18 protein-coding genes and 1 pseudogene are annotated in these 19,988 nt (G+C 70.3%); 12 read left to right on the forward strand and 7 right to left on the reverse strand.

What is annotated here, in order from left to right:
* Window positions 1-99: 99 nt before the first annotated feature.
* From ACZ3J7_RS33615 to ACZ3J7_RS33630, 4 genes are all read right to left on the reverse strand, one after another.
* Complete coding sequence (locus ACZ3J7_RS33615) at window positions 100-762, reverse strand: restriction endonuclease (protein WP_465627179.1); 663 nt, start codon at window positions 760-762, stop codon at window positions 100-102.
* 1,095 nt (window positions 763-1,857) lie between these two features.
* The gene (locus ACZ3J7_RS33620; protein WP_465627180.1) at window positions 1,858-2,067 is read right to left on the reverse strand and encodes a hypothetical protein; all 210 of its coding nucleotides are present in this window, start codon (window positions 2,065-2,067) and stop codon (window positions 1,858-1,860) included.
* A gap of 802 nt (window positions 2,068-2,869) precedes the next feature.
* Entirely contained in the window at window positions 2,870-3,241 is a 372-nt protein-coding gene (locus ACZ3J7_RS33625) for a hypothetical protein (RefSeq protein ID WP_465627181.1), read from the reverse strand.
* A 181-nt stretch (window positions 3,242-3,422) separates the two neighbouring features.
* Window positions 3,423-3,938, reverse strand: a complete 516-nt coding sequence (locus tag ACZ3J7_RS33630; protein WP_465627182.1) for a hypothetical protein — start codon at window positions 3,936-3,938, stop codon at window positions 3,423-3,425.
* 334 nt (window positions 3,939-4,272) lie between these two features.
* On the opposite strand from ACZ3J7_RS33630, the gene ACZ3J7_RS33635 reads away from it, so the two are divergent.
* The 9 genes from ACZ3J7_RS33635 (at window position 4,273) to ACZ3J7_RS33675 (ending at window position 12,991) form a co-directional block, all read left to right on the forward strand.
* Window positions 4,273-4,695 (forward strand): helix-turn-helix domain-containing protein, encoded by a 423-nt coding sequence (locus tag ACZ3J7_RS33635; RefSeq protein WP_465627183.1) that lies wholly within the window; start codon window positions 4,273-4,275, stop codon window positions 4,693-4,695.
* A gap of 307 nt (window positions 4,696-5,002) precedes the next feature.
* Window positions 5,003-5,512 carry a hypothetical protein gene (locus ACZ3J7_RS33640; protein ID WP_465627184.1) on the forward strand — a complete coding sequence of 170 codons (510 nt, stop codon included), beginning with the start codon at window positions 5,003-5,005 and terminating at the stop codon, window positions 5,510-5,512.
* Window positions 5,513-5,866: 354 nt separating this feature from the next.
* Window positions 5,867-7,006, forward strand: a complete 1,140-nt coding sequence (locus ACZ3J7_RS33645) for an IS30 family transposase (RefSeq protein WP_465627197.1) — start codon at window positions 5,867-5,869, stop codon at window positions 7,004-7,006.
* A gap of 252 nt (window positions 7,007-7,258) precedes the next feature.
* Entirely contained in the window at window positions 7,259-8,728 is a 1,470-nt protein-coding gene (locus ACZ3J7_RS33650) for a zinc metalloprotease (RefSeq protein WP_465627185.1), read from the forward strand.
* 760 nt (window positions 8,729-9,488) lie between these two features.
* Window positions 9,489-9,653, forward strand: a complete 165-nt coding sequence (locus ACZ3J7_RS33655; protein ID WP_465627186.1) for a hypothetical protein — start codon at window positions 9,489-9,491, stop codon at window positions 9,651-9,653.
* A gap of 623 nt (window positions 9,654-10,276) precedes the next feature.
* On the forward strand, window positions 10,277-10,702 hold the full coding sequence (locus ACZ3J7_RS33660) for a hypothetical protein (RefSeq protein WP_465627187.1): 426 nt from the start codon (window positions 10,277-10,279) through the stop codon (window positions 10,700-10,702).
* A gap of 967 nt (window positions 10,703-11,669) precedes the next feature.
* Complete coding sequence (locus tag ACZ3J7_RS33665; protein ID WP_465627188.1) at window positions 11,670-12,227, forward strand: MarR family transcriptional regulator; 558 nt, start codon at window positions 11,670-11,672, stop codon at window positions 12,225-12,227.
* Window positions 12,224-12,664, forward strand: coding sequence for a MarR family transcriptional regulator (locus ACZ3J7_RS33670; RefSeq protein WP_465627189.1), 441 nt, complete (start codon window positions 12,224-12,226; stop codon window positions 12,662-12,664). Before ACZ3J7_RS33665 ends, ACZ3J7_RS33670 begins: the two co-directional genes overlap by 4 nt.
* Before the next feature lie 129 nt (window positions 12,665-12,793).
* Window positions 12,794-12,991 carry a hypothetical protein gene (locus ACZ3J7_RS33675; RefSeq protein ID WP_465627190.1) on the forward strand — a complete coding sequence of 66 codons (198 nt, stop codon included), beginning with the start codon at window positions 12,794-12,796 and terminating at the stop codon, window positions 12,989-12,991.
* Window positions 12,992-13,195: 204 nt separating this feature from the next.
* On the opposite strand, the gene ACZ3J7_RS33680 is transcribed toward ACZ3J7_RS33675, so the two are convergent.
* Complete coding sequence (locus ACZ3J7_RS33680) at window positions 13,196-13,825, reverse strand: hypothetical protein (RefSeq protein ID WP_465627191.1); 630 nt, start codon at window positions 13,823-13,825, stop codon at window positions 13,196-13,198.
* A 466-nt stretch (window positions 13,826-14,291) separates the two neighbouring features.
* Between ACZ3J7_RS33680 and ACZ3J7_RS33685 the strand changes: the two genes are divergently transcribed.
* On the forward strand, window positions 14,292-14,645 hold the full coding sequence (locus ACZ3J7_RS33685) for a hypothetical protein (RefSeq protein WP_465627192.1): 354 nt from the start codon (window positions 14,292-14,294) through the stop codon (window positions 14,643-14,645).
* A gap of 1,097 nt (window positions 14,646-15,742) precedes the next feature.
* Here the strand turns inward: ACZ3J7_RS33685 and ACZ3J7_RS33690 are convergent.
* Both ACZ3J7_RS33690 and ACZ3J7_RS33695 read right to left on the reverse strand, forming a co-directional pair.
* Window positions 15,743-16,501: a hypothetical protein gene (locus ACZ3J7_RS33690; protein ID WP_465627193.1), complete on the reverse strand. Its 759-nt coding sequence runs from the start codon at window positions 16,499-16,501 to the stop codon at window positions 15,743-15,745.
* A 685-nt stretch (window positions 16,502-17,186) separates the two neighbouring features.
* Window positions 17,187-17,446, reverse strand: a pseudogene (locus tag ACZ3J7_RS33695) (transposase); the annotation flags it as partial.
* A gap of 222 nt (window positions 17,447-17,668) precedes the next feature.
* Between ACZ3J7_RS33695 and ACZ3J7_RS33700 the strand changes: the two are divergent.
* Both ACZ3J7_RS33700 and ACZ3J7_RS33705 read left to right on the forward strand, forming a co-directional pair.
* Window positions 17,669-19,150 carry an esterase/lipase family protein gene (locus ACZ3J7_RS33700; RefSeq protein ID WP_465627194.1) on the forward strand — a complete coding sequence of 494 codons (1,482 nt, stop codon included), beginning with the start codon at window positions 17,669-17,671 and terminating at the stop codon, window positions 19,148-19,150.
* Window positions 19,151-19,158: 8 nt separating this feature from the next.
* On the forward strand, window positions 19,159-19,988 hold an 830-nt coding region (locus ACZ3J7_RS33705; protein ID WP_465627195.1), incomplete at its 3' end, for a hypothetical protein.

Genomic DNA, 19,988 nt, shown 5'->3' on the forward strand with positions numbered 1-19,988 from the left:
TCAACGGGCCGGAACGTTCGCCCGATCGAGCCTGCGGCGACTCAGCCCGGACTAGGCTGCGGTGGTCTCGGGGAACGAGGCGCCAAAATCCCGGCCCCGCTACGCCGGGGCTGGACCGATGCCGAGGATGTCGTAGAGGTGTTCACCGGCTCCCCACCGGATGAGGGTGTGCTGGTCGACCAGGTGAATGCGCTGGGTCCTGGCGAACTTGACTGCGGGGGCGGTGAATCCGTTCAGGCCGACGACAATGGCGATCTTGGCTTTGTGGACGGGCCGGGCGGTGCCGTTGAAAGTCTGAAGGGCGCCGCTGGTGACCGGTCGGCTGTAGCGCTTGCATTGGATGACGATCTTGCGTGCGTCATCGTCGTGGGCGATCACGTCGGCCCCGAGGTCGCCGGCACCACCGACCCGCGCGGCGCCGGTGAAGCCGTCCCGATCCATCAGAGTGCGGCACATCTCCTCGAACTCCTGCGGAGTCGAGTCCGTGAAGTCGTGAAGGGAGTACGTGGTCCTGGTCGTGAACGCGATGGCCGACACGGGCATGTCCTGCTGGTCGAGTTCGTCGTACGGAACCGAGCCGTAGACGGACACCGGTCCACTGGTGAAGCCGACATACAGAGCGAAGGCGAGGGCCAGCCCGCCTCCGACGACCCCGACCAAGAGGAGGTTCCCGGTTACCCAGGCCCAGAGCGCCTTCGTCACCACGATGGCGGCTCCGATGCCGATGATCCACATCACGACCTTGGCAGCGTCCTCATCCACCGCAGCCCCCCGTCCACAACCCCATCGTGGACACCGCGGGCATCACCGGGCAGACGCAACGGCCGCCGGCGCGGTGGTCGCCGCCCCGGGACCCGCAGGCGTCGCGTCGTGCGAGGTGGAGTTCAACCCGAGCAAGACCACCACGGTCGCCACGACAGCACCGAACCCCACAGTTTTGGCCTTCGGTGCCGCCTTGCGACGGTAGTGCCCGCGCACCCATATCCGATCACTGCTGCCGGCCACGTTGTCCGCTCCTTCGGTCAGATCCGGCGCTCGCTGCGCCTGACCGTTGGTGTAGCAGCGGTCCAGGACACTGAAGGGCTGCTCGTCTGTCAGGGAAGGAGTGCGAGTGCATGAACAGGACACGCACATGGATGGCGTGCGCCGGGGCGCACATCCGGGCTTGCGCCGTGAGCCCCTGATTCGAGCTGGTGGAATTCGGCGCGTCCCTGCGGAGTCGAGGAACCTGCGTGCCCTGTACGAGGCGAAGAGCATCGGGGTCGGCAGGCCCTGCACGGCCTGTGAGCTGCGGTGGAACGCGTAAAGCGCTTGGAGCGGAACGCTCGTCCTGAGATTGGCGGGAAACGAGCCGACTCCCAGGCGTGTCGATTCAGCAACTGCTCGCTCTGGGATTCGATTTAATGGAAGTTTTGTTCCATTTATCGACCGATGGCCGTCGCCCCGGGCCGTGGCGAACGATGTGCGCCATGCCGGTGACGGAGTCAATATCAACCTCAACGCGCCCGACCTCGACAGCTCTGACTGCCCTGGCCTACTGGCGGAGATGCCCACACTCGTCGGCGGGAAGGCCCCCGAGGATACTGGATCTTGGCCGTCGTCCCCGTCTTTTCCGCCAGAGCGTCAGTACTGCCTCGAGCGCCCCAAAGTTCCTCGCCAGTCCTGCGGGATGTCCGTCTTCGGCATCTACACCGCCTGCGACTGCAACGGGTACGACGTCGTGAAGGACGTGGTCGGCCAGAGACGCCTCAGCTGGCGTGCCGCCGGCCCTGACACCTCCATGGCTGGCGCGCACTCCAAGGCAGAGTCCGCCCCCCACTTGTGGTGAAGATCGTTGGCCAGGTACGTACGGGGATGTCAGCGAAACGCCTGGTTCAGCGCGTTGGCCGCGTTCCCGACCAAGTTCAAGATCGCCTGTCCCCAGGAGCTCGACGCGATGAGCACGCCGAACACCACGCAAGTGAATGCGGTGAGCCGTTCGTTCACGCGGCTGCGAGCCTCGGTGCGCCGAGCCAGTAGCAGGTAGATGATGATTGCGAAGAACACGGCTGCGCTGACTGACAGCATGATGGTCCCACCCCTGGTACCTCGTCGTCTGTATGGCGACCAACGCCATCTTCCGGGTGAGCATTCCATAACTCTCTGTCACTGTCCGGCGGTTCGCAGGAGAAGGCCGTCGTCCGCGTAAGCCTCGACTCGGGGACGGCCTGAACCAGGGCCGGTAGGAGGTGCGGCGTCCAGCTCTCCGCCGCCTGAGGACCATCCCGCACGCGAGCGGCTGGCCCCGACCTGCACGCCGATCCGTTCGAGTCGGGCCTCGCGCGCGCACGCGCGAGGCCACCCGAGGTGGACCTGCGGCCGTTCGGGAGACGTCTCGACCCGGTTCTGGAGAGGGCTCTGGATATTGGGCGTCATCCACGACGCCACCCCTGGCGTTATCCGCGACGCCACCCCCTCGGAGTTCGTGATGTGTCGTCGGCCGTCGTGCCGGGCGGTCCGAGCTGTTTGTCCTCGGCGGCCGGCGCCGGTCCGGCTCGCGCGCGTAGCCACCTGTAGGTGGCCTACGGCGTTCGGAAGGGTCCGTCGCGTTCTCTTACTACTTCTCTTAACAGTGGTCCGCCCGGTGCACAGACCCCCGTCCGCGTGGTGGGGAGACCCCCGTCCGGCTGGTGCACAGACTCCCGCCGCGCTGCCACGCGATCCGTGTGACGGAGCGCGCTAGTTTGCGAGCGGCCGAGAGGTAAGCGCTGTTCAGGGGCTTGGTGGAGCAGACCAGTTTGCGAGTTGGGAGCGCGGTAGTTTGCAAGCGCGGGTGCGGGAGTTCAGCCAGGCGGTGCCCGTAGGTAGTGGTCGCCTGTAGGCGGGACGGTCAGACGGCCCGCAGTCGAGGGGGCTCAGGCTGCTCCGGATTCGCTTCTGCAACAACCGTGAGGGGAGCGAGGGGCTCGCTGTCGATAGGCTCTTCCGCCCGGCGGCTCAGCTTCGACTTGAGGCTGATCAACCCGTTCTTGACGTGCGGTGCGGCCTTCATCGCAGCAAATGTCACTGCGGCTCCTGCGGCGAAGATCGCCAGGGCCGCCTTGTCCCCGTCGAACAGCACGGCGTGCGTGTTGAGCGTGTTGTCGTCATCCCGCGCCAGCGGACTCTGTCCGTCCGTAGTACTCGACTGCGAGAAGTGCGTGCCGGAGGGACGCTTCGTCAGCATCAGTTCCCAGGTTGAATCGCCCCAGTTGAGTTCCATGGCGCAACTGTAGGGGTGGCCGAGGGCGCCGCGGCTCGGAACGCAATGTTCTCCGCCTTGGTCGGAGGGTAGGCCTGGGGACCTTGACGCCCTTCCAATCAAGGTCCCCAGGCCCGAGAGGCTCGTCGGCCGCCATCACACCGGGCAGCCGATGGCTGCTGGGTGCCGCGACTTCCTGGTACTACTCCTGCACGAGGTCGTAGACGGCCCGTTGGGGGTCGGTTTTGACGATGAGCCCGTCCTTGCACAGGTCTCGCAGGATCTGCCGGACTCGCTTCTCCGCCGCCTGCTGGTCTTCCCACGTGTGGCCGTTGTCGCGAAGCACCGTGACGGCGCGTTGTGGATCCCAGGTGCCGCCGAGGGTGCGGATCGCCTGGGCGAGGACGTGCTGCTCGGGGTGGTCCTTCTTGCGGTGGTTGGCGATGCTGGCGGGGGCGCCGCTGTAGTTGCAGTCGGCGCATTTCTGCCACGAGCAGTCCGGATCGGCGACGGCGGCGTGGCGGACGGAGTGGTGCGAACCGTAGCCGTGGGCGTGAAGCAGTTGAGCGACGGACCCGTCGTACTTGAGGGCCATCAGCGCTGCTTCGGCGATCTTGTCGTGGCCGGCGGCGAAGAACTTGCCCAGGCCGACGTCCTTCGTGCAGCCGCACCAACACTTGCCGGTCGGGATGAGGCGAGGCTTCTCATTGCTTGGCATGCATCCAAGGTATCAATCCTTGGATTGATGTCAAGACATAAATACAAGGATTAAGTCCAAGGGTTTGATCGCCGGGTGCATGAGCACGGTCCGATTACCTTGTGCGACCTCCAGAGCCCTTCGGTGCTTGGGCCAGGGAGTCTGCGCACGCCGCCAACTCCTTGACGATCTGCCGATATCTCCCTGTGGGCGTGTGGGTGGTCAGGGAATTGATCACGCGGTGTTCGGGTCCGACAGGGTCGGATCAGCACTGTCCGGGCCACCCGGAAGAGACGTCAAAACATTAGATCCATCATTAGAAACCGCACTACAATGAAGTGTTAGGAGATACGACATGCCCGAGGGGATGGACCCGATCGACGCGCTGCTGGCGGAGGTCGACGACCAGGAGCTCCCGCCGCCGGCGGAGCGCAAGCGGCTGCGCCGGGCGGCGCGGCTGACCCGGGCCCGGGTCGCGGAGCAGCTGGGGGTGCGCGAGGAGACGGTCTGGACGTGGGAGACCGGGCGATCCGAGCCGCGGCCGCCGAAGCGGGGCCTGTACGCCCGGCTGCTGCGCGGCCTGGGCGAGCGGTTCCCGGCGCCCGCCGGAGCAGCTCGACCTGCCGCGCAGCAGCTGCCGGTGCCGGTACCGGAGACGTTCGCCGCCGTGCCGGACACGTCGCCCATCCCGGCCGCGGCCGCTGTCCGGGTCGAGGCGGTCGACCAGGTCGCCGCCGCGCCGACCGCGCCTGTGGCGCAGGTGGTGATGCTGGACTAGAACCCGGACGGGTCGCTGGTGATGGCCGAGCCCTTGCCGTGCGGGCAGCCCTCGGTCTGCCGCGTCCAGGGGCACCCGATGCACCTGGGCGGCCTGTGCCATCCGGTCGCCGCCGCCCCCGCCGCCCCGGCGGGCCGGTGCGCGCCACTGTGGCGGGCAGCACCTCGGCCGGGAAGGACACCTTCAAGCTCTACGACCTCACCGAGTCGGTGCCCACAGCCGGCTGCTGTGCCGGACCTGCCTGCAGATCGACAAGGTCCGGCGCGTCCAGCAGCGCCTGCGCACCGAGTCCGCGGTCGCCGCCGAGATGCTCGGCGATCTGGTCGCCGAGCACGGTGAGCGCCTGGTCGTCTTCGATGTCGCCTACACCCACCGCTTCACCCCGTCCGGCAAGCAGGTCCCGGCCGCCGCCACCTTGGAGGCCCTCGACCTGGTCGGCACCCGGCTGTTCCGTCACACCCTGCGCCTGACCGGCCCCCGCACCCCCTGCCCCGCCCCCGACGCCATCCCGGCCGCCGCCGCGCTCGACGAGCTGTCCGGCGCCCTCGCCGGCCGTACCGTCCTGATGTGGAACCTGGACAACCTCGACCCGTTGCACGCCGCGCCGCGCCGCGATCGACGCCCCGCCGTTCCTGCCCGCAGCCGCCGGAGCCTGCACGAGACCATCACCCGCTGGCGCGCCGACGTCACCGCCGACGGCCGGCTGCGTCCGGCCATCGCGCCCGGCACCGCGGACCGCCTGCTGTACGTGGTCCACCTCGCCGCCGGGACCACGGCCGCCCGCCGACCGGGCGAGGCCGCCCTGCCCGGCCTGTAGGCGCTCGTACACCTGCTCGGCAGTCCAACTCGGGCCCGCTACAGCGAAGCTTAAGTTCTAGCGGTCCTCGCAACACTCATGATCATGGGAGTTGCGAGGACCGTGGGCGGCAAGAGGATCGATCCGGAGTTGAAGAGGCTGTTCTTCGAACGGCTTGATGCCGTGGGGAGCGTGGCCCCCGTGGCACGTGAGTTGGGGCTGAACCTGAACACGGCGTACATGCTGGCCCGCCAGGCCGGTATGAACTACGGGCATCTGGGACACCCTGGGCGCGAGGAATACGCGAAGCTGCGGGCCCGGGGCGTCTCCAGGCGGGAGGCTGCCAAGCGGGTCGGGGTGCATCACCGCACCGCCATGGACTGGGACTGGGGCATCCGGAAGTCCAACAACTCACGGATCTACCCCGACGGCCGACGCGTGGACTACACCACGAAAACCGTCACGATGTCCGATGTGATCATCACGGCACCGGTGAAGCCGGTGAGCCTCAAGTCCCTTGAGAAGAAGCTCCACCCTCGGCTTCTCTCGCTCGCCGAGCGGGAGCGGATACGCGATTTGCGCGCCGCCGGCCAGTCGATGCGGGCCATCGGACGGGCCCTGGGGCGCCCGGCCAGCACCGTCTCGCGCGAGCTGCGGAACAACTCGGGGAGAGCCGGCTATCACCCCTACGCCGCGCACCGGGCCTCCGCCGCACGCAGGCCCCGCCCGAAGGAGTGCAAGCTGCTGCGCGAAGGCCCGCTGCGCGACTTCGTCCAGGACGGCCTGCGCCAACGGTGGTCGCCCGAACAGATCTGCCACGCCCTGGCCATAGCCCACCCGGACGCCCCGGACATGCGGGTAAGCGTGGAGACGATCTACCAGGCCCTGTACGCGCAGGCCAAAGGCGGCCTGAGGCGGGAGGTCCGGGCGGCTGTCCGTACCGGTCGAACGCGCCGCAAACCGCGGCGCGACCCGGGCCGCCGGATCCCCCGGTTCAACGACCCGATGGTGATGATCAGCAGCCGTCCCACCGAGGTCGAGGACAGGGCCATGCCGGGTCACTGGGAGGGGGACTTGCTCATCGGCGCGCACGGCCGCTCAGCCATCGCGACCCTGGTCGAGCGCACCACCCGCTACACCGTGCTGGTCCACCTGCCCGACGGCTCGCGCGACGCCGCCGTCCGCGACGGGCTCGTACGCGCCTTCCAGGACCTTCCGCCACGCCTGCGCGGCTCCCTGACCTGGGACCAGGGAGCCGAGATGGCCCGCCACCGGCAGTTCACCGCGGCCACCGGAATGCCGGTCTACTTCTGCGACCCTGCCTCACCCTGGCAGCGCGGATCCAACGAGAACACGAACGGCCTGCTGCGCCAGTACTTCCCCAAGGGCACCGACCTCTCGGCCCCCACCCCCGAGCACCTGGCCGCCGTCGCCGACCAGCTCAACCGCCGCCCACGCAAGACGCTCGACTGGGACAGCCCAGCCGAACGCCTGGCCGGGCTTCTCGCCGGCTAGCGGGTAGCTGGAATCCGGGGATCTCGGGGAGCGAAGCGAGGACGTTCGAGTATGCCCGCGGCGTGTGCCGCAAGAGCGTACTTTCGGGCATGGCAGGTTCACTTCGGCCATTATCTGTGATCAAGCAGATACATAGAGTGCGCGGAAGGGAAGATTCCGGTGCGGCTCCCAGCATTGTGTGGCCGCACCCGCACGCCCCCTTCACATCGCCCGTACGGCGCACATGGACACGCCGTACGACAAGGAGACCGCATGCACTCCGCCACCACCCCCGCCACCTCCTCCCCGGGCGGCTCCAGCCGTCGGCGCTTGGCTGCCGCCAGCGCCGCGTGCGCGCTCGCGTTCGGCGGCCCGCTGGCCGCCGCTGTGCCCGCGCACGCCGACGCTCGCGCGCTGGCCGCCGCCCCGGCGGCGATCGCGACGCCCGTCCACACCGCCTACGTGGTGAAGCTGATCGACACCAGCAGCCCGGCCAAGACGTTCCCGGAGACGGACGCCCAGCTCCTCGCCCACGTGGATGCGGCACTGGACTACTGGGTCGACCAGAGCGACCAGGCGATCTCCTCATTCACCCGCACCACCGGCCTGCCGACGATCAACGGGAACTGCGCCGCCTCGAACGTCAACGGTCCTGCGTGGACCGCCGGCCACGCCCTGTTCCCCGGTGTGACCTTCGGCGGCACCTCCGGGAACCACCTGATCGTGCTCGCTCCGGGCGGATGCGGACAAACCGGCATCGCCTCCATCGGCCAGCCAGCAAACGGACTCAACAACGGCGGCGACGTCTACGTCTCCGACAGCCAGACCATCATCGACACATCCCTGGTCCACGAGCTCGGCCACAACTTCGGCTTCCAGCACGCGAACGCGATCCGCTGCTCGGCTTCCGGCGGGACGACGACCTGCACCGAGGAGGGGGGCCGCGACGCGTACTCGATCATGTCGGCCTCCATTCTTGGCCTCTCGTCGAGGCCGCCGTTCCTGTCCACGGCGCTGGGCTCGTTCGAGCGCGCCCGGACCGGCGTTGCCGCGGTATGCGAGATCCCCCCGCTCAGCCTCGGCAGCGGCCGGCACGACGTCACCGCCACCTACGACCTCTACGGGCGCGGCACCAAGGCCGGCACCCGCGGCCTCAAGGTCACCGACCCGACCACCGGTGAGACGTACTTCCTCGACTGGCGCAACAAGTCCGGCCGCGACGCCAACTCCTACTACGCCGAGCCGCTCGTGGCGGCCTCGGGCTTCGTTGCGGGCGTCACTGTGGACAAGGTGAAGGCCCTGCCGGGCGGGGACAGCCAGACGGTACTGCAGGCGATCACCCAGGCGACCTCCCCGCGCAAGCTCTCGCTTAAGGCCGGGGAGACCTACACCACCGGCGGCGTGTCCGTGCACGTGGACGCGACCGGCGCCGTCAACGGCACCGCGCAGGTCACCGTCACCCTGACCGACCCGGCCGGGAGCAACGCCACGCCGCTGCCGACCCAGCAGGGCACCGCGACCGTCACCGGTACCCCCAGCGCCGGGGCCACCCTCACCGCCAACGCGACCAACTGGACCACGGGCTCCTGCTACCGCTACCAGTGGCTCGACAACGGCACCGCCATCACCGACGCTCGCGGCGCCACCTTCACCGTCCCGGCCAACCCCGCCGGCCACACCTACACCGTCCGCATCACCGGCCAGCAGACCGGCTACCAGCCCCTGACCGCCACCTCCCCCTGACCCCGTCACCAGCGCATGAGCCCGGCGGCGGGCCGAGGCCCGTACACAGCCTGAGCAGACGACCGCCACGACGCCAACCGTGAACCAGACCGCCGCACCACGAAGACGGGCCCCGGTGAGACACCTCGCCGGGGCCCTGCCGTACCTCTTGACCATGCCCATAGAGTGATCGACATACTGTGCCTGAGCCGACCCAAGGCATCGGCTTAGACTTCCGGCAACCAGCGACGTGTTGCAACGACCACTAGAAACCACCAAGATGGCGGGCCTTTTCCACGCTGGCGGCGGATCGGCAAGGAGGCGGCCAAGGCGCCGGTGGCCAACTCCGAGCTGAACACCGTGTCGGCCAGCGATGCGGACGGGGCGAGTGCGCGAGGTTTCCCGTTGGGGCCCAGGGTCAGGCGAAAGGTCACTGGCGAACCCCGGACACGTCGTCAGGTAGGCGGCGGCCCGATCGACCTGTTCGCAGCCTCGATGGGTGGTCGTGAGACGGCCATCTCCTTGCCGACGGCTCTCCCTGTCACAACTTCCTCGCCCAACCTAACTCGCAGGTCAGAGGCCTGAATGGGTGTCAACTAGCTGTCGGCGGCCACCGGAGCGACGGAGGGTGCGCGCACGTTTCCAGTGGTGGTCGGCTCTACCGGTAGGCTTTGCCTGCTGAACCTCTCCCAGATCGGTCAGGAGGACCCCGCGCGGGGTCGCTCAGGACCACCTTCTGTCCAATCCCGGGCAGGAGGCCCACATTGAGAGGGGAGCAACGATGCCCTGGTGGATCAAGGCCACGGTCGGTGCGCTGATCGCGTGGTCGAAGGCCATCTGGTGTCGCTGCTGCTGGGGGACGGCTCTGGACAGGGGCGAGAAGCTTCTCGCCTTCCTGTACTACGGCCTTGGTCTGCTCGAGAAGCTCTTCCGCTTCTTCGGCTGACAAAAGGCCCGAGGCCCGAACCGCGGGAACGGTCCGGACCTCGTGAGCTGCCTAGCAGCATGGAAACCCCGCGTCATCGACGCGGACACTGGGGCCGCCGGAACCTGGACGGGGAAGGCGGCCCTTCGTGTTTTTCGCACCCGGATGTCGATCACACCCGAGCACGTTGGCACCAGCAGACCGATGCTCAGATTCAGTCATCAGCATGGTGGTGATGGGGACGACTGTACCGGCTGGAAACCCGAGCAGGCGACCAGGACGTGTGAGTATCGGTGTTCGGACCGTTTTGCGCAAGGAATCACCGATGATTGCCCCCTATGCGCTAGGGATCGCTGCAGAAACTGGCGGTGCCGTGCGATGGTCCACGGCTCCCAACCTGCCTCCCTGGTAGCCATAGGGTGACAAAAGGCCTGATCAGGGTCTTTTCCCCCGTGGGAAGTTGGAGGGTTCATCCGCTCGGGGGCATAGCGATCTGCTTGCTGGTTGACGGCCGGGACGACCTCGCTCGTGCCACGGTGGCGACTTGGCGTGCAGCCGCAGCTCTATCCACAGGCTCGCCGCCATGCTCTCCCCAGCAGGCCCGGCACCGGTCCGGGCCGCACACCGAGGAGAGCACCGTGCCCATGACCGCCCCCGACTCCGGCCGGCACCTGCCCCACCACGACCACATCGCCCAGGTCGTCACCGCGCTCGAAGCCGCCGGCCGCGGCCCCGGCGGCTGGCTCCTCGACCAGGACCCGGACGGCGCGCTCACCGCCCGCCTCGACTGGGGCGCTGGAGCCCACGACCCCGATGGCGACCCGGACGCCTACTACGCGGACCTGCTGCTCACCGTGCGCTGGCACCAGCGGGATGGCTGGTCGTACATCTGGGACCGCGAAGCCGACCAGCAGCTGCCCTTCGACCTGGCCTGCCTCGACCTGCCCGCCGACACGGACCCCGACAGCGCGGCCACCGCCCTGCTGACCACGGTGATGAGCGACGACGCCGACCCGGCCCGCTGGCCCAAGGCCCCGTGGCTGCCCTCCGAGCAGGGCACCCCCGCCTGATCCGGACTGGGACAACCCGCCGACCACCGGCCCGATCCAACACCCCCGGCAGCACCCCGCGCGCCGTCCGGGCGGCGTCGACTTCTGGGCGCCTGGCATGTTCGCGGTCGAAAGATCCCAGTTCAAACCCCTGGCCGCCGCCCACCGGCGGGTCTAGCATTCCCGCCACGGCGGCCCCGCCACAGGCACCACCGGGTCGCCGAGCAGCACAGCCGCGCCATGGCCCGACGCTGTTGGCCTCCCACGGCCGGGCCCCGGAACGCCACATCGTCACCGGGACCCGGCCGCTGTGCTGTCCGCGGGGCCGGTGATCTAGCCGAGCGGGCAAGGTGGCTGCGGGGCGGCCCCTCCGCCGGGGCTGGCGCTGCCGGACTGCGGACCGTTCCTCCCGCGCAGCGGCCGGGCCTGGGTGGTGGAGGCGGGCCGGTTCCGGGGCGCAGGTCACCGACTTCGATGACATGGTGCTCGGGTCGCCACCTGCAGGCGGGTGGCGGGCGGTGAAGTTAGGTGTGGGCACCACGTGGTTGCCGTGTGGGAGTTGCTGTCCGGGAGCGGGCCAGGAGTTCGGCGCTGGGGTGCGCGGGGGCTGGCCGCCGGGGCGGGGCCCGCTTGGTACGCGGGTGCGGGCTGCCCGTGGCGGGGGCGACACCCGGTGGTGGATCCGCCAGCGGGGACGCGCGCCTTTAACTACAGAAGGGGACACATGTCCTGACCTGCCGTTTTGCCTCCGCTAACGTCTGGTTTTTCAGCCGCTAGGGCCAGAAAACCAGACGTTACGGCAGGTGCGTCCGGGGCCTGCGGTGCCCGACACAGCGCCAATCCACCCCGTTTCTCGGGTGCTGTGCTGTAGGTTCGTGACGCTAAGGTCGGGTTTTTCGGAGCTAAAGTCTGAAAAAGCCGACCTTACGGACCCGATGACGGACTGGACGTCGGACCGGTTGCCGGACACGAAGACGAGGAGCACCGGATGGCTCGCAGGGGCAACATCGCCCTGGTGAACCTGGACACGGGCACGGTGCTGCCCGCGCCGAAGGCCCGCACGCCGCACACCATGGACGGCTCGTACACGCTGAATGCCTACACCGACGACGCCCCGCTGTACGCGCTGGCGCTGTCCGGCGCGGAGTGGGCGACGATCGACTGGGTCCGCTCCAACGGCGGCGCCGGAGCGGCGGTGAAGGTCACCCCGGCCGCAGTTGCCGAGGACATCCACGCCACCGAGACCACCGCGAAGACCGCGCTGGCCCGCCTGGTGAAGCTGAACATCCTGCTCAAGACGTCCCCGCGCAGCCAGACCTACCAGCTCAACCCCCGCCGGTTCTGGGAGGGTAGCGGCGAGGCCCAGGTCCAGGCATGCCGCCGCCTCGACCCGCCGCCCATCACCCCAGACACCAAGGCCCTCGCCGCCGCAAAGAAGGCCGCCGCCAAGCAGGCCGGGAAGAGCATCACCACCGCGAAGTCGACCGCGGCGAAGGCGCCGAGCCCGCGTCGCACCCGGAGCACGACGATCGGAGAGGCCCGATGAGCGCCGCGACCCACAGCCACCGCGGCGGGTTCGACCCGGACGACCTCGGGATGCCGCCCGTCTACACCCTCAACCTGTCCGCCAGCCAGCGCGACGTCCTCGAGTGGCTGACCAGCCGCGGTGGTGTCTTCGACCCGATCGTCGCCGACGTGGAAGAGATCGCCGTCGACTGCGGCACTGCGACCTCTACCATCTACGAGGCCCTCGCCCGGCTGGAGAACCTGCACCTGGTCGACCACCCCGACCCCGCCCGCTACCGCGTCAACCCCCGCTACTTCTTCGCGTCCAACCCCGAGATTCGCCGCTTGGTCGCCGAAGCCCTCCAGGCTCCCCAGATCACCCCGGACGCCCGCGCGGAGGGCCCCCGCAAGCTCGGCAACGTCGCCGCCCGCCGCCGGCGCACCATCCAGGCCGTCCCCGACCAGGACCAGGGCTGACGCGACACCCGCCGGATCCACGCCCCGGGCGGGCTGGCCGCCCACCACGCCTACGTCCTCGCGGTCGAGGTCGCCCGCACCGCCATCACCACCTGGCGTAAGCACGCCCGCGCCGCCGCCGAGCAGGCGGTGTACGCGCGGATCACCGAGGCCGGCCCCGACGTCCTGTTCGTCTGTGCGCTGGGCCACCAGGAGCGGGTGTGCACTCCCGCCGCCGCGATGGTCCGCGACATGCTGGCGCGGGTCTCGGTGCCCGCCGACGGCACCGCCCCGGGCCCCGGCCCCCGCGGCGGCGAGCTCCGGCTGACCGGCGATGTCGCCCACTAGCTCCACGCCGCCTGCGAAGCCGGCGTCTTCGAGTACGCTCAGCGCCGGATCCTGGCCGCAGGCCTCCAAGAGCACTACTTCCGCGACCGCGGCCGCCGCGCCGACGGCCTGGGCGTCGAGTCCAATGACATCGACTGGCTGGACATCGACCCCGGCCTGTGACCCACGCCCCACACACTCGTACCTGGACCATGGCTGAGAGCTTCAGGCGGCCGGTGAGTGGTCGAGCCGGCTGGTTGAGCGTTCGGTGTCGGGCGCAGGGCGTGCCCAGAGGGTGAGGTCGCTGCTGGTGGCGATAGCCAGGGTGCGTCCGGACGGTGAGAAGCCGGCAGCCCGCAGTTCGGAGTAGTTGGAGTCGAAGATGTGCCACCAGTCCTGCCCGTGCGGTCCGTTGTGGGGCATGCCTCCGTCCGCGGACAGCAGGACGCGGTCGTGCGGCCACTCGGGGCTGACTACCTCCAGGGTCCAGCCGTCATGGGTGGTGGTGTGCAGGCCGCCTCCGAAGAGTCCCGCGATGCGTACCCGGGTCGCGGAGAGGGGGCCGAGCCCGGGGCAGGAGAGATCCGGCTGCGCGTCCGGGGTGCTGTCGTCGGTGCCGGGGTCTCGGTCCCGGGCGATCTCCTCGCCGGTCACGGTGTCGAAGAGTCCGTGGCCGTCGTGGGACACCACCATGAGCAGGTCGCGGTCATCGTCGGGAGCGGGGGCGAAGCCGACGCCGAGCAGTCCGCGGATGGGGACGCGCCGGTTGAAGACCGGGCGCCAGGGAACGGGCGGCGCAACGACGGGGACGGACAGGAACCGCTCTCGCAGACGCTGTTGGTAGTCAGAGATCAAGATGGCCTTCTCGCCTCGGCTGGACGTTGACCGCCTGAAGGCGATGACGGGAATCGTGCCAGATTCGTTCGCAGGCATCCTCCGCGCTCAACTGGCCAACTGAAGCGCTCAGCCACACCGACGTGCCGTCGGCGAAAGGCCCGGCGCAGGGTAGGGCGCGTGCCGCAGGCAATGGTTCGCGGCACGCGCCGTCGCCGATTCTTCCGCACGCCCCGCGCCGGGTCCCTCCCGGCCCGGTCGGTGGGGCGCAGTGGCGCGGCCCGGCCGCATGGACACCCAGGGGCAAGCGGACTGAAAGAACATCACGAAACACGCCCCGGCACAGGGCCGGGGACCATACGGTGCGAACCAAGACCGTCACGGGGGGACCCCATTAAGCGCGGACCGTACCGATCTGGACCACCTGCTCGACCTGCTCTCGCTGCTGCCTGGCCCGGACGACGAGGACTGGTGGATCGACCTCGACGTGGCCGGGACTTCCGGAGAGAAGGAGTCGCCGGAGAAGAAGCGCGAGCGCATCACCTACGTCCTGGGCAACACCGGTCCCTATATCCAGCAGTGTCTGGGCAACCCCACCGGCTATGAGTCGGCGGCCGGGTGGCTCGCCCAGTACGTGCTGATGTTCTTCGGTGGTGAGGAGAAGGCCGTCGCCGACGTCATCAGCCGCGGCCTCGGCTACGACTCGACGAGCGCCGCCGGCTTGGAGTGCCTGCGCGACATCCGCACCACCGCCTGGCGCCTGTACCTGGCCTACAGCCCGCGGCGCCCCTCCCACGAGCGCTTGACCGCGAAGTGGGGTACGGACACCCTCCACGAGTGATGTACCTGCTCACGGGAAAGGACCTGCCTCCTGGCAGGCCCTTTTGCGGTTCCGCCCCCGTAGCGCCGCAGCGCTACGGGGGCGGAAGGCGTATGGGGTCAGAAATTTCTGACCCCATACGCCACGTCGGAGCGAGGCAGCTGTCAGGCCGTGCCACTGGTGTCGGCAAGGCTTGCCGCAGTCGTCTTCTTGGCGGACGCCGGCTACGCCTGGGTCGAGGACGCCACCCGCACCGCTTGGGCTCTGGTCAACCGCTACAGCCTCCCGAACTGGCGCGGATCGCATACCGCCCCCGGTCGGGCGTGGCTCGAAAGCCGAACGGAGCGGTTCCACCGGACCGCCTCGCCGTCGGCCCTGCCACGGATGCTGAAGCCCGCGGGAATCCAGCCCTGGACGCGCGTCGCGTGCTTGCCGACGAGTTCGGTCGGAAAGGTTCGCACGATGCTGCCCTGCTACGCACCCGGCGTCCAGGGCGGCTTTACGGCGCGCCGGGCCTGGTCGGCGTCCAAGGAGTTCGGGGCGATGTGGGAGTGGGCGATGGTGGTGCTCGGCCCGTTCCGGTGGGCCCGGCTTCGTACGGCGTGGGGCTCGGCCTCAGGGGGGAGTCGGCCGAGCCCTCGTCCGCCGCGCCCAACGCTTGCCCCCCGGAGAGTGACTTCATGCTCTGCGTGGCTCGATCGCCTCTCGTCCAAGGCGGGGCCTCAATCAGCGATCACGGTGCTGGCCACCGTCGCCGGGGTGCTCCTCGCCGTCGTCGGGCTGTTCGTCCGCTGAAGCGGGACGCACCGCCCGCCACCTGTCCCCGTGTACTGCTCGCCGTTCCGGCGGCGCCGACGGTTCAGGGGTCGCCGCCGTGGAAAACGCGGGTCCAGCGCCGGGCCTCGGTCCGGGCCTTGCGCGCCGCCTTCACCAGGCCGTGTAGCGGGCGGACGATGTCGTGGCCGTCCGCGACCCCCGTATGCCGCAGGGCTTCGCTGAGGTCGCCGAGGCCCTCCCACGACGGGAGGAGATGCCCGCTCCGGCGGCGCTGCAGTGGGTACCCGGTCGGTGGTCGAAGTGCCGAACGCGGAGACCGCCGTCCGGTGAACGGGGAGCGCTTATTTGGGCCGGTGTCCTGTCAGCTGCTCCCACCGGTCGTGTGCGGCGTCCAGCTCGCGCCGGGCGCGGGGGATCTTCGGGTCCTTCTTCAGCCGGGCCTCGGTCTCCTCGAGGTGCTGCTGGGCCTGCTGCCGACCGCCGGTGTCGGCGAGGGCGCGCCGCAGCTCGGCCTCGGCCTCCGGAAGGAGGGACTTGCGCCGGACCGCGTCCTGCTTCTCCTCGGCGATCGCGTTGTGGACCTTGACCACGAACGCCCGCACCTGCGCTTCGGTCGTCTCCTCGTCGAGCGCGATGGTCAGCAGTTCCCGCCGGCCGTCGGGCAGGGTGAGGTAGACGTGGGCCTGCGAGCGGGAGTACTGGTCCTCGATCGCGCACCCGCGGAGGGGGTAGTCCGTGATCGCGCCGGCCGAGGTCACCTCGATGACGTGCTCGCGCAGCTCCAGGCGCCCCGCCAGGGAGTCCCGGAGGATACCGCGGCCGGGGTCGCGCAGATGGGCGAGGTGGGCTTGGGCCTCCCGGACCCGGCGGTCGTGCTCGCGGGCGGCCATGTCCGCGGAGGTCCGGGCCTTGCTCCGCTCCGCCTCCACCGCCTCCTTCGCGCGGTGCAGCTTCTGCCGTGCGGTGTCCAGATCGCGCCGGTTCTCGCTGTAGTCGGGGTCGAAAGCGTGGCGCCACGTGCCCGGGTACCTGCCCTTGTACGACAGCACCATCCCGGCGATGACCAGCACCGCCAGCACGATCAAGAACACCCTCATCATCGCCCCACCCCCGGTAGCCGGTCCGATACCCGGGGTGAGAATGCCAGAGAGGCGGCCTTCCCGGGGCCCGAACCAGCAGATCGGTCCACGCCGTCGTGGTGATCACCGGCATCGCTCTCCGCACGACCGAGTCGGCCGTCGACCTCTACGCGACCCGGGCCCGCGCCCCGTTCCGACTGCCCGGCCGAAAAGATCTTCCGGCCGGGCCCGGACATCTCGACAACGCCACACAGTAATACCGGTGCAACGAACAGCCGCCCACCCGTGGCGGCTCCTCATGCTCGGTGGAGGAGTCCTCGTGTCGATGTCGAACACCCCCTCTGCCCGCCCCGGCCGTTTCGTGCGTTTCGGCGGGTGGCTGCGCGTCAACGCTTCGGCGGTCACGGCGCTGGCCACCGTGGCGGGCGGGCGGGCGTGCTGCTCGCCGCCGTCGGGCTGGTGGTCCGCTGAGCGGCGCGCGCGTCCTGCCGGCGCTGATGCTCGACGACTTGTCCGCCGCCGCGGTGTTGGCTTCCCCGTGTTGATGATGCCGGTCGGTACGGTCGGCGGCGTGCCCATCTCCGAGGGCCCGGACACTCCTGCGAATGGCGGGGTGCCGGGCCGCCCGGGGCTGTCGGCGGAGGCGGTGGAGTCGGTGGTCGAGGCGGCGGCGGAGTCGCTGGTGGGCGAGCCGTCCGCGGACACCGTCCTGGGCCTGGATCCGCTCCAGGAGCAGCTGCCCGGTGCCGTCCGCCGGCCAGCGCCAGTGCCGCTCATGCACGGTCCTCCACGGCCCGTACCGCTTGGGGAGGTCCCGCCACGGAACACCGGTGCGGATCCGGTGCAGCACCCCGTTCACCACCTGCCGGTGATCGCGCCACCGCCCGCACCGCCCGCTAGTCACCGCGGCAGCAGCGGCTCGATCCGCTCCCACTGGGCATCCGTCAGATCACCTCGCGCTTCCATGCCGCGCCAACGGCCCGCCCTGCCGCCGCGGTGCCGACGCCGCTGCCTCTCCCTGCCATAGGCCCCTGACCGCGGGGTGTCGTTGCCGGGCCGCGGGCAGGAGGTCCCGGTCTTCGGCGAAGTGTCTGCCCGGGCGGGGGTGTTCCCCTAGGGTCGGGTGGCATGAGGGCTGTGGGGGATGGCGGGTCCGGTCGTGCCGTGCCGTATGCGGGGGTGCCGCCGGTGTTCGAGGACCGGACCAGGGACGCGTGCGTGGTGGTGCCGGGCATCATGGGCAGCGTCCTTCAGGAGGCGGCGACGGGCCGGACCCTGTGGGGCGCCGACCTCGCGGCTCTCACCGGCGCGCTGACCGGTGAGAGCCTCTTCGCCGCCTTGGAGGCGACCGAGGAGGAACGGGCGGCCGACGCCGGCACCGCCCGGACCGGGCCGGTGGCCCGGATCCGGGCCACCGGTCTGCTCGCCAAGCCGTGGTGGCTGCCGGTCTTCGAGGGCCTGGACCCCTACACCGATCTCCACAAGGCGCTGACGGGGGTGGTGCTCGCGCCGGAGGCGGTGGCGCCGTTCCCCTACGACTGGCGTCTCGCGGTCTCCTACAACGGCGCCCTCCTGGCCCGCGCGGCCCGCGCCCACCTGACCCGCTGGCGGGAGCGGGTAGCGGCCCGGCCCGAGTGGCGGGCCGCTGGTGAGGGGGTGCCGCGGCTGGTGTTCGTGGCGCACTCGATGGGCGGTCTGGTGGTGCGGGCCGCGCTGGAACAGGACCCCGAGCTCGCCGCGGACACCCGGGCCGTGATCACGGCCGGCACGCCGTTCCTCGGCTCGGCGAAGGCCGTCCTCGCCCTCAACCTCGCCCACGCCCGTGAGAAGCCGAGCTGGCTGCAGCGACGGGTGCAGGCACTGGCGACGACCCTGCCCGGCGTCCACGACCTGCTGCCCGGCTACCGCTGCCTCGATACAGGCCTGGACGTCGAGCGCCTCACGGCGGGCGATGTCGCCCGCTTCGGCGGCGACCGCGACCTCGCCGAGCGGACGCTCGCCGAGCGCGCCCGCCACCGCGAGAACGGGTTCGTCCTGCCCGGGCACCGGGCGATCGTCGGCGACGCCCAGCCCACCGTGCAGACCCTGCACCAACAGCAGCGAGCCGGCCGAGCGGTCGCCGAAGGCCGCCACCACGCCTTCGACATCGGCGACGACCTCCAGCTCCTGCGCGACCCCGCCACCGGCCTCCCCGCCCGCCGCAACACCTACGGCGACGGCACCGTCCACACCCCCTCCGCGGCCGTCGGCACCCAGGCCCTCACCTACGTCTACGGGCAGCACGGCACCCTGATGCGCCACGACGAAGTCCTGCGCCAGATTCGCCGCACCGCCCTGGAGCGCCCCCAGGGCACCCACCTCGGGCCCAGCGACACCGACCTGCGGCCCGGCCTGGAGATCCCGCACCTCGGCGCCACGCTCGGCGAGCCGCTCACCCTCGCCGCCACCGGCCTGACCACCCCCGTCGGTGTGAGCCTGACGGTGCGCTCCGCCACCACCGGCCGCCCCGGCCACCCCCTCACCCCGCGCCCCGACCGCACCGACCGCGCCCTGAGGGCCCAGTTCCTCGCGGACGCCCCGGACCTGTACCGGGTCACCCTCGACACCGGCGCCCACCCGCCGATCACCCAGCTCGTCCTCGTCACCGCGCCCGACACCAGCACCCGGTAGGCCCGCCCGTGACAGCGCCCAGCAGCCCGGACACCCCCGCACCCGGTCCGGGCCCGGACGGCGTCGGGGGCGGGGTGGAGCTGTTCCCGGTCAACTTCACCGCCTACCGGCACGATCTCCTGCCCGACCTGGACACCGACCACCACGTGCGGGCGATCGCTGACCTCCTCGCCCCCTACGGCGCCCGCACCACCGAGTGGACCGTGCCACCCACGGAGCGGAACAGCCAGGCCGTCGAGGGCCGGCTCAAGAGCTGGAGGCAGGCAGAGGGCAACACCGTGCTCTACTGGGCCGGCCACGGTAGTGCCGAGCGCCTCGCCCACCACGAGACGGACGCCCCCATCGACGACGGCGTCTCCCCGCGCGACATCGCCGACGCCATCGGCCGCCGCCAGTTCCTGGCCGAGAACGCCGACAGCTGGGCGATCGTCGTCCTGGACGCCTGCTTCTCCGAGGACTTCGCCCGCGACGTCCACCTCCACCTCTTCACCCGCCATCGCGGCGTCGGCCGCTACCTGCTGCTGTCCACCGCCGCCCGCGGCTACGCCGAACTCGGCGCCCTTACCTACGCCCTGGAGCGTGCGCTCCACGTCACCTTCCCCACCCAGCGGGCCATCGGCCTGTCCGCCCTCGGCCGCGAACTCGCCGACGGCCTCTGCGGGTTCTTCGACGACCTCACCGTCGACGACCGCCGCGACCAGCTCGTCAGCCTCACCCCCACCGCCGCCACCGCAGTGTCGGGGCCGCTGGACCAGCTCGCCGAACTCCAGGCCGTCATCGACCAACTCCCCGACGACGAGCGCCGCCACTTCCTCCCCAAGGCCACCGGCGCCGAACT

The organism is Kitasatospora sp. NPDC015121 (assembly GCF_055562955.1).

What these genes read in the sequence shown, in the direction of transcription:
- ACZ3J7_RS33690 (WP_465627193.1), bottom strand. Translation starts at nt 16,501, where the DNA reads ATGATGAGGGTGTTCTTGATCGTGCTGGCGGTGCTGGTCATCGCCGGG.
- ACZ3J7_RS33665 (WP_465627188.1), top strand. Translation starts at nt 11,670, where the DNA reads ATGGCTCGCAGGGGCAACATCGCCCTGGTGAACCTGGACACGGGCACG.
- ACZ3J7_RS33650 (WP_465627185.1), top strand. Translation starts at nt 7,259, where the DNA reads ATGCACTCCGCCACCACCCCCGCCACCTCCTCCCCGGGCGGCTCCAGC.
- ACZ3J7_RS33630 (WP_465627182.1), bottom strand. Translation starts at nt 3,938, where the DNA reads ATGCCAAGCAATGAGAAGCCTCGCCTCATCCCGACCGGCAAGTGTTGG.
- ACZ3J7_RS33670 (WP_465627189.1), top strand. Translation starts at nt 12,224, where the DNA reads ATGAGCGCCGCGACCCACAGCCACCGCGGCGGGTTCGACCCGGACGAC.
- ACZ3J7_RS33620 (WP_465627180.1), bottom strand. Translation starts at nt 2,067, where the DNA reads ATGCTGTCAGTCAGCGCAGCCGTGTTCTTCGCAATCATCATCTACCTG.
- ACZ3J7_RS33635 (WP_465627183.1), top strand. Translation starts at nt 4,273, where the DNA reads ATGCCCGAGGGGATGGACCCGATCGACGCGCTGCTGGCGGAGGTCGAC.
- ACZ3J7_RS33655 (WP_465627186.1), top strand. Translation starts at nt 9,489, where the DNA reads ATGCCCTGGTGGATCAAGGCCACGGTCGGTGCGCTGATCGCGTGGTCG.
- ACZ3J7_RS33625 (WP_465627181.1), bottom strand. Translation starts at nt 3,241, where the DNA reads ATGGAACTCAACTGGGGCGATTCAACCTGGGAACTGATGCTGACGAAG.
- ACZ3J7_RS33645 (WP_465627197.1), top strand. Translation starts at nt 5,867, where the DNA reads ATGGACTGGGACTGGGGCATCCGGAAGTCCAACAACTCACGGATCTAC.
- ACZ3J7_RS33640 (WP_465627184.1), top strand. Translation starts at nt 5,003, where the DNA reads ATGCTCGGCGATCTGGTCGCCGAGCACGGTGAGCGCCTGGTCGTCTTC.
- ACZ3J7_RS33660 (WP_465627187.1), top strand. Translation starts at nt 10,277, where the DNA reads ATGACCGCCCCCGACTCCGGCCGGCACCTGCCCCACCACGACCACATC.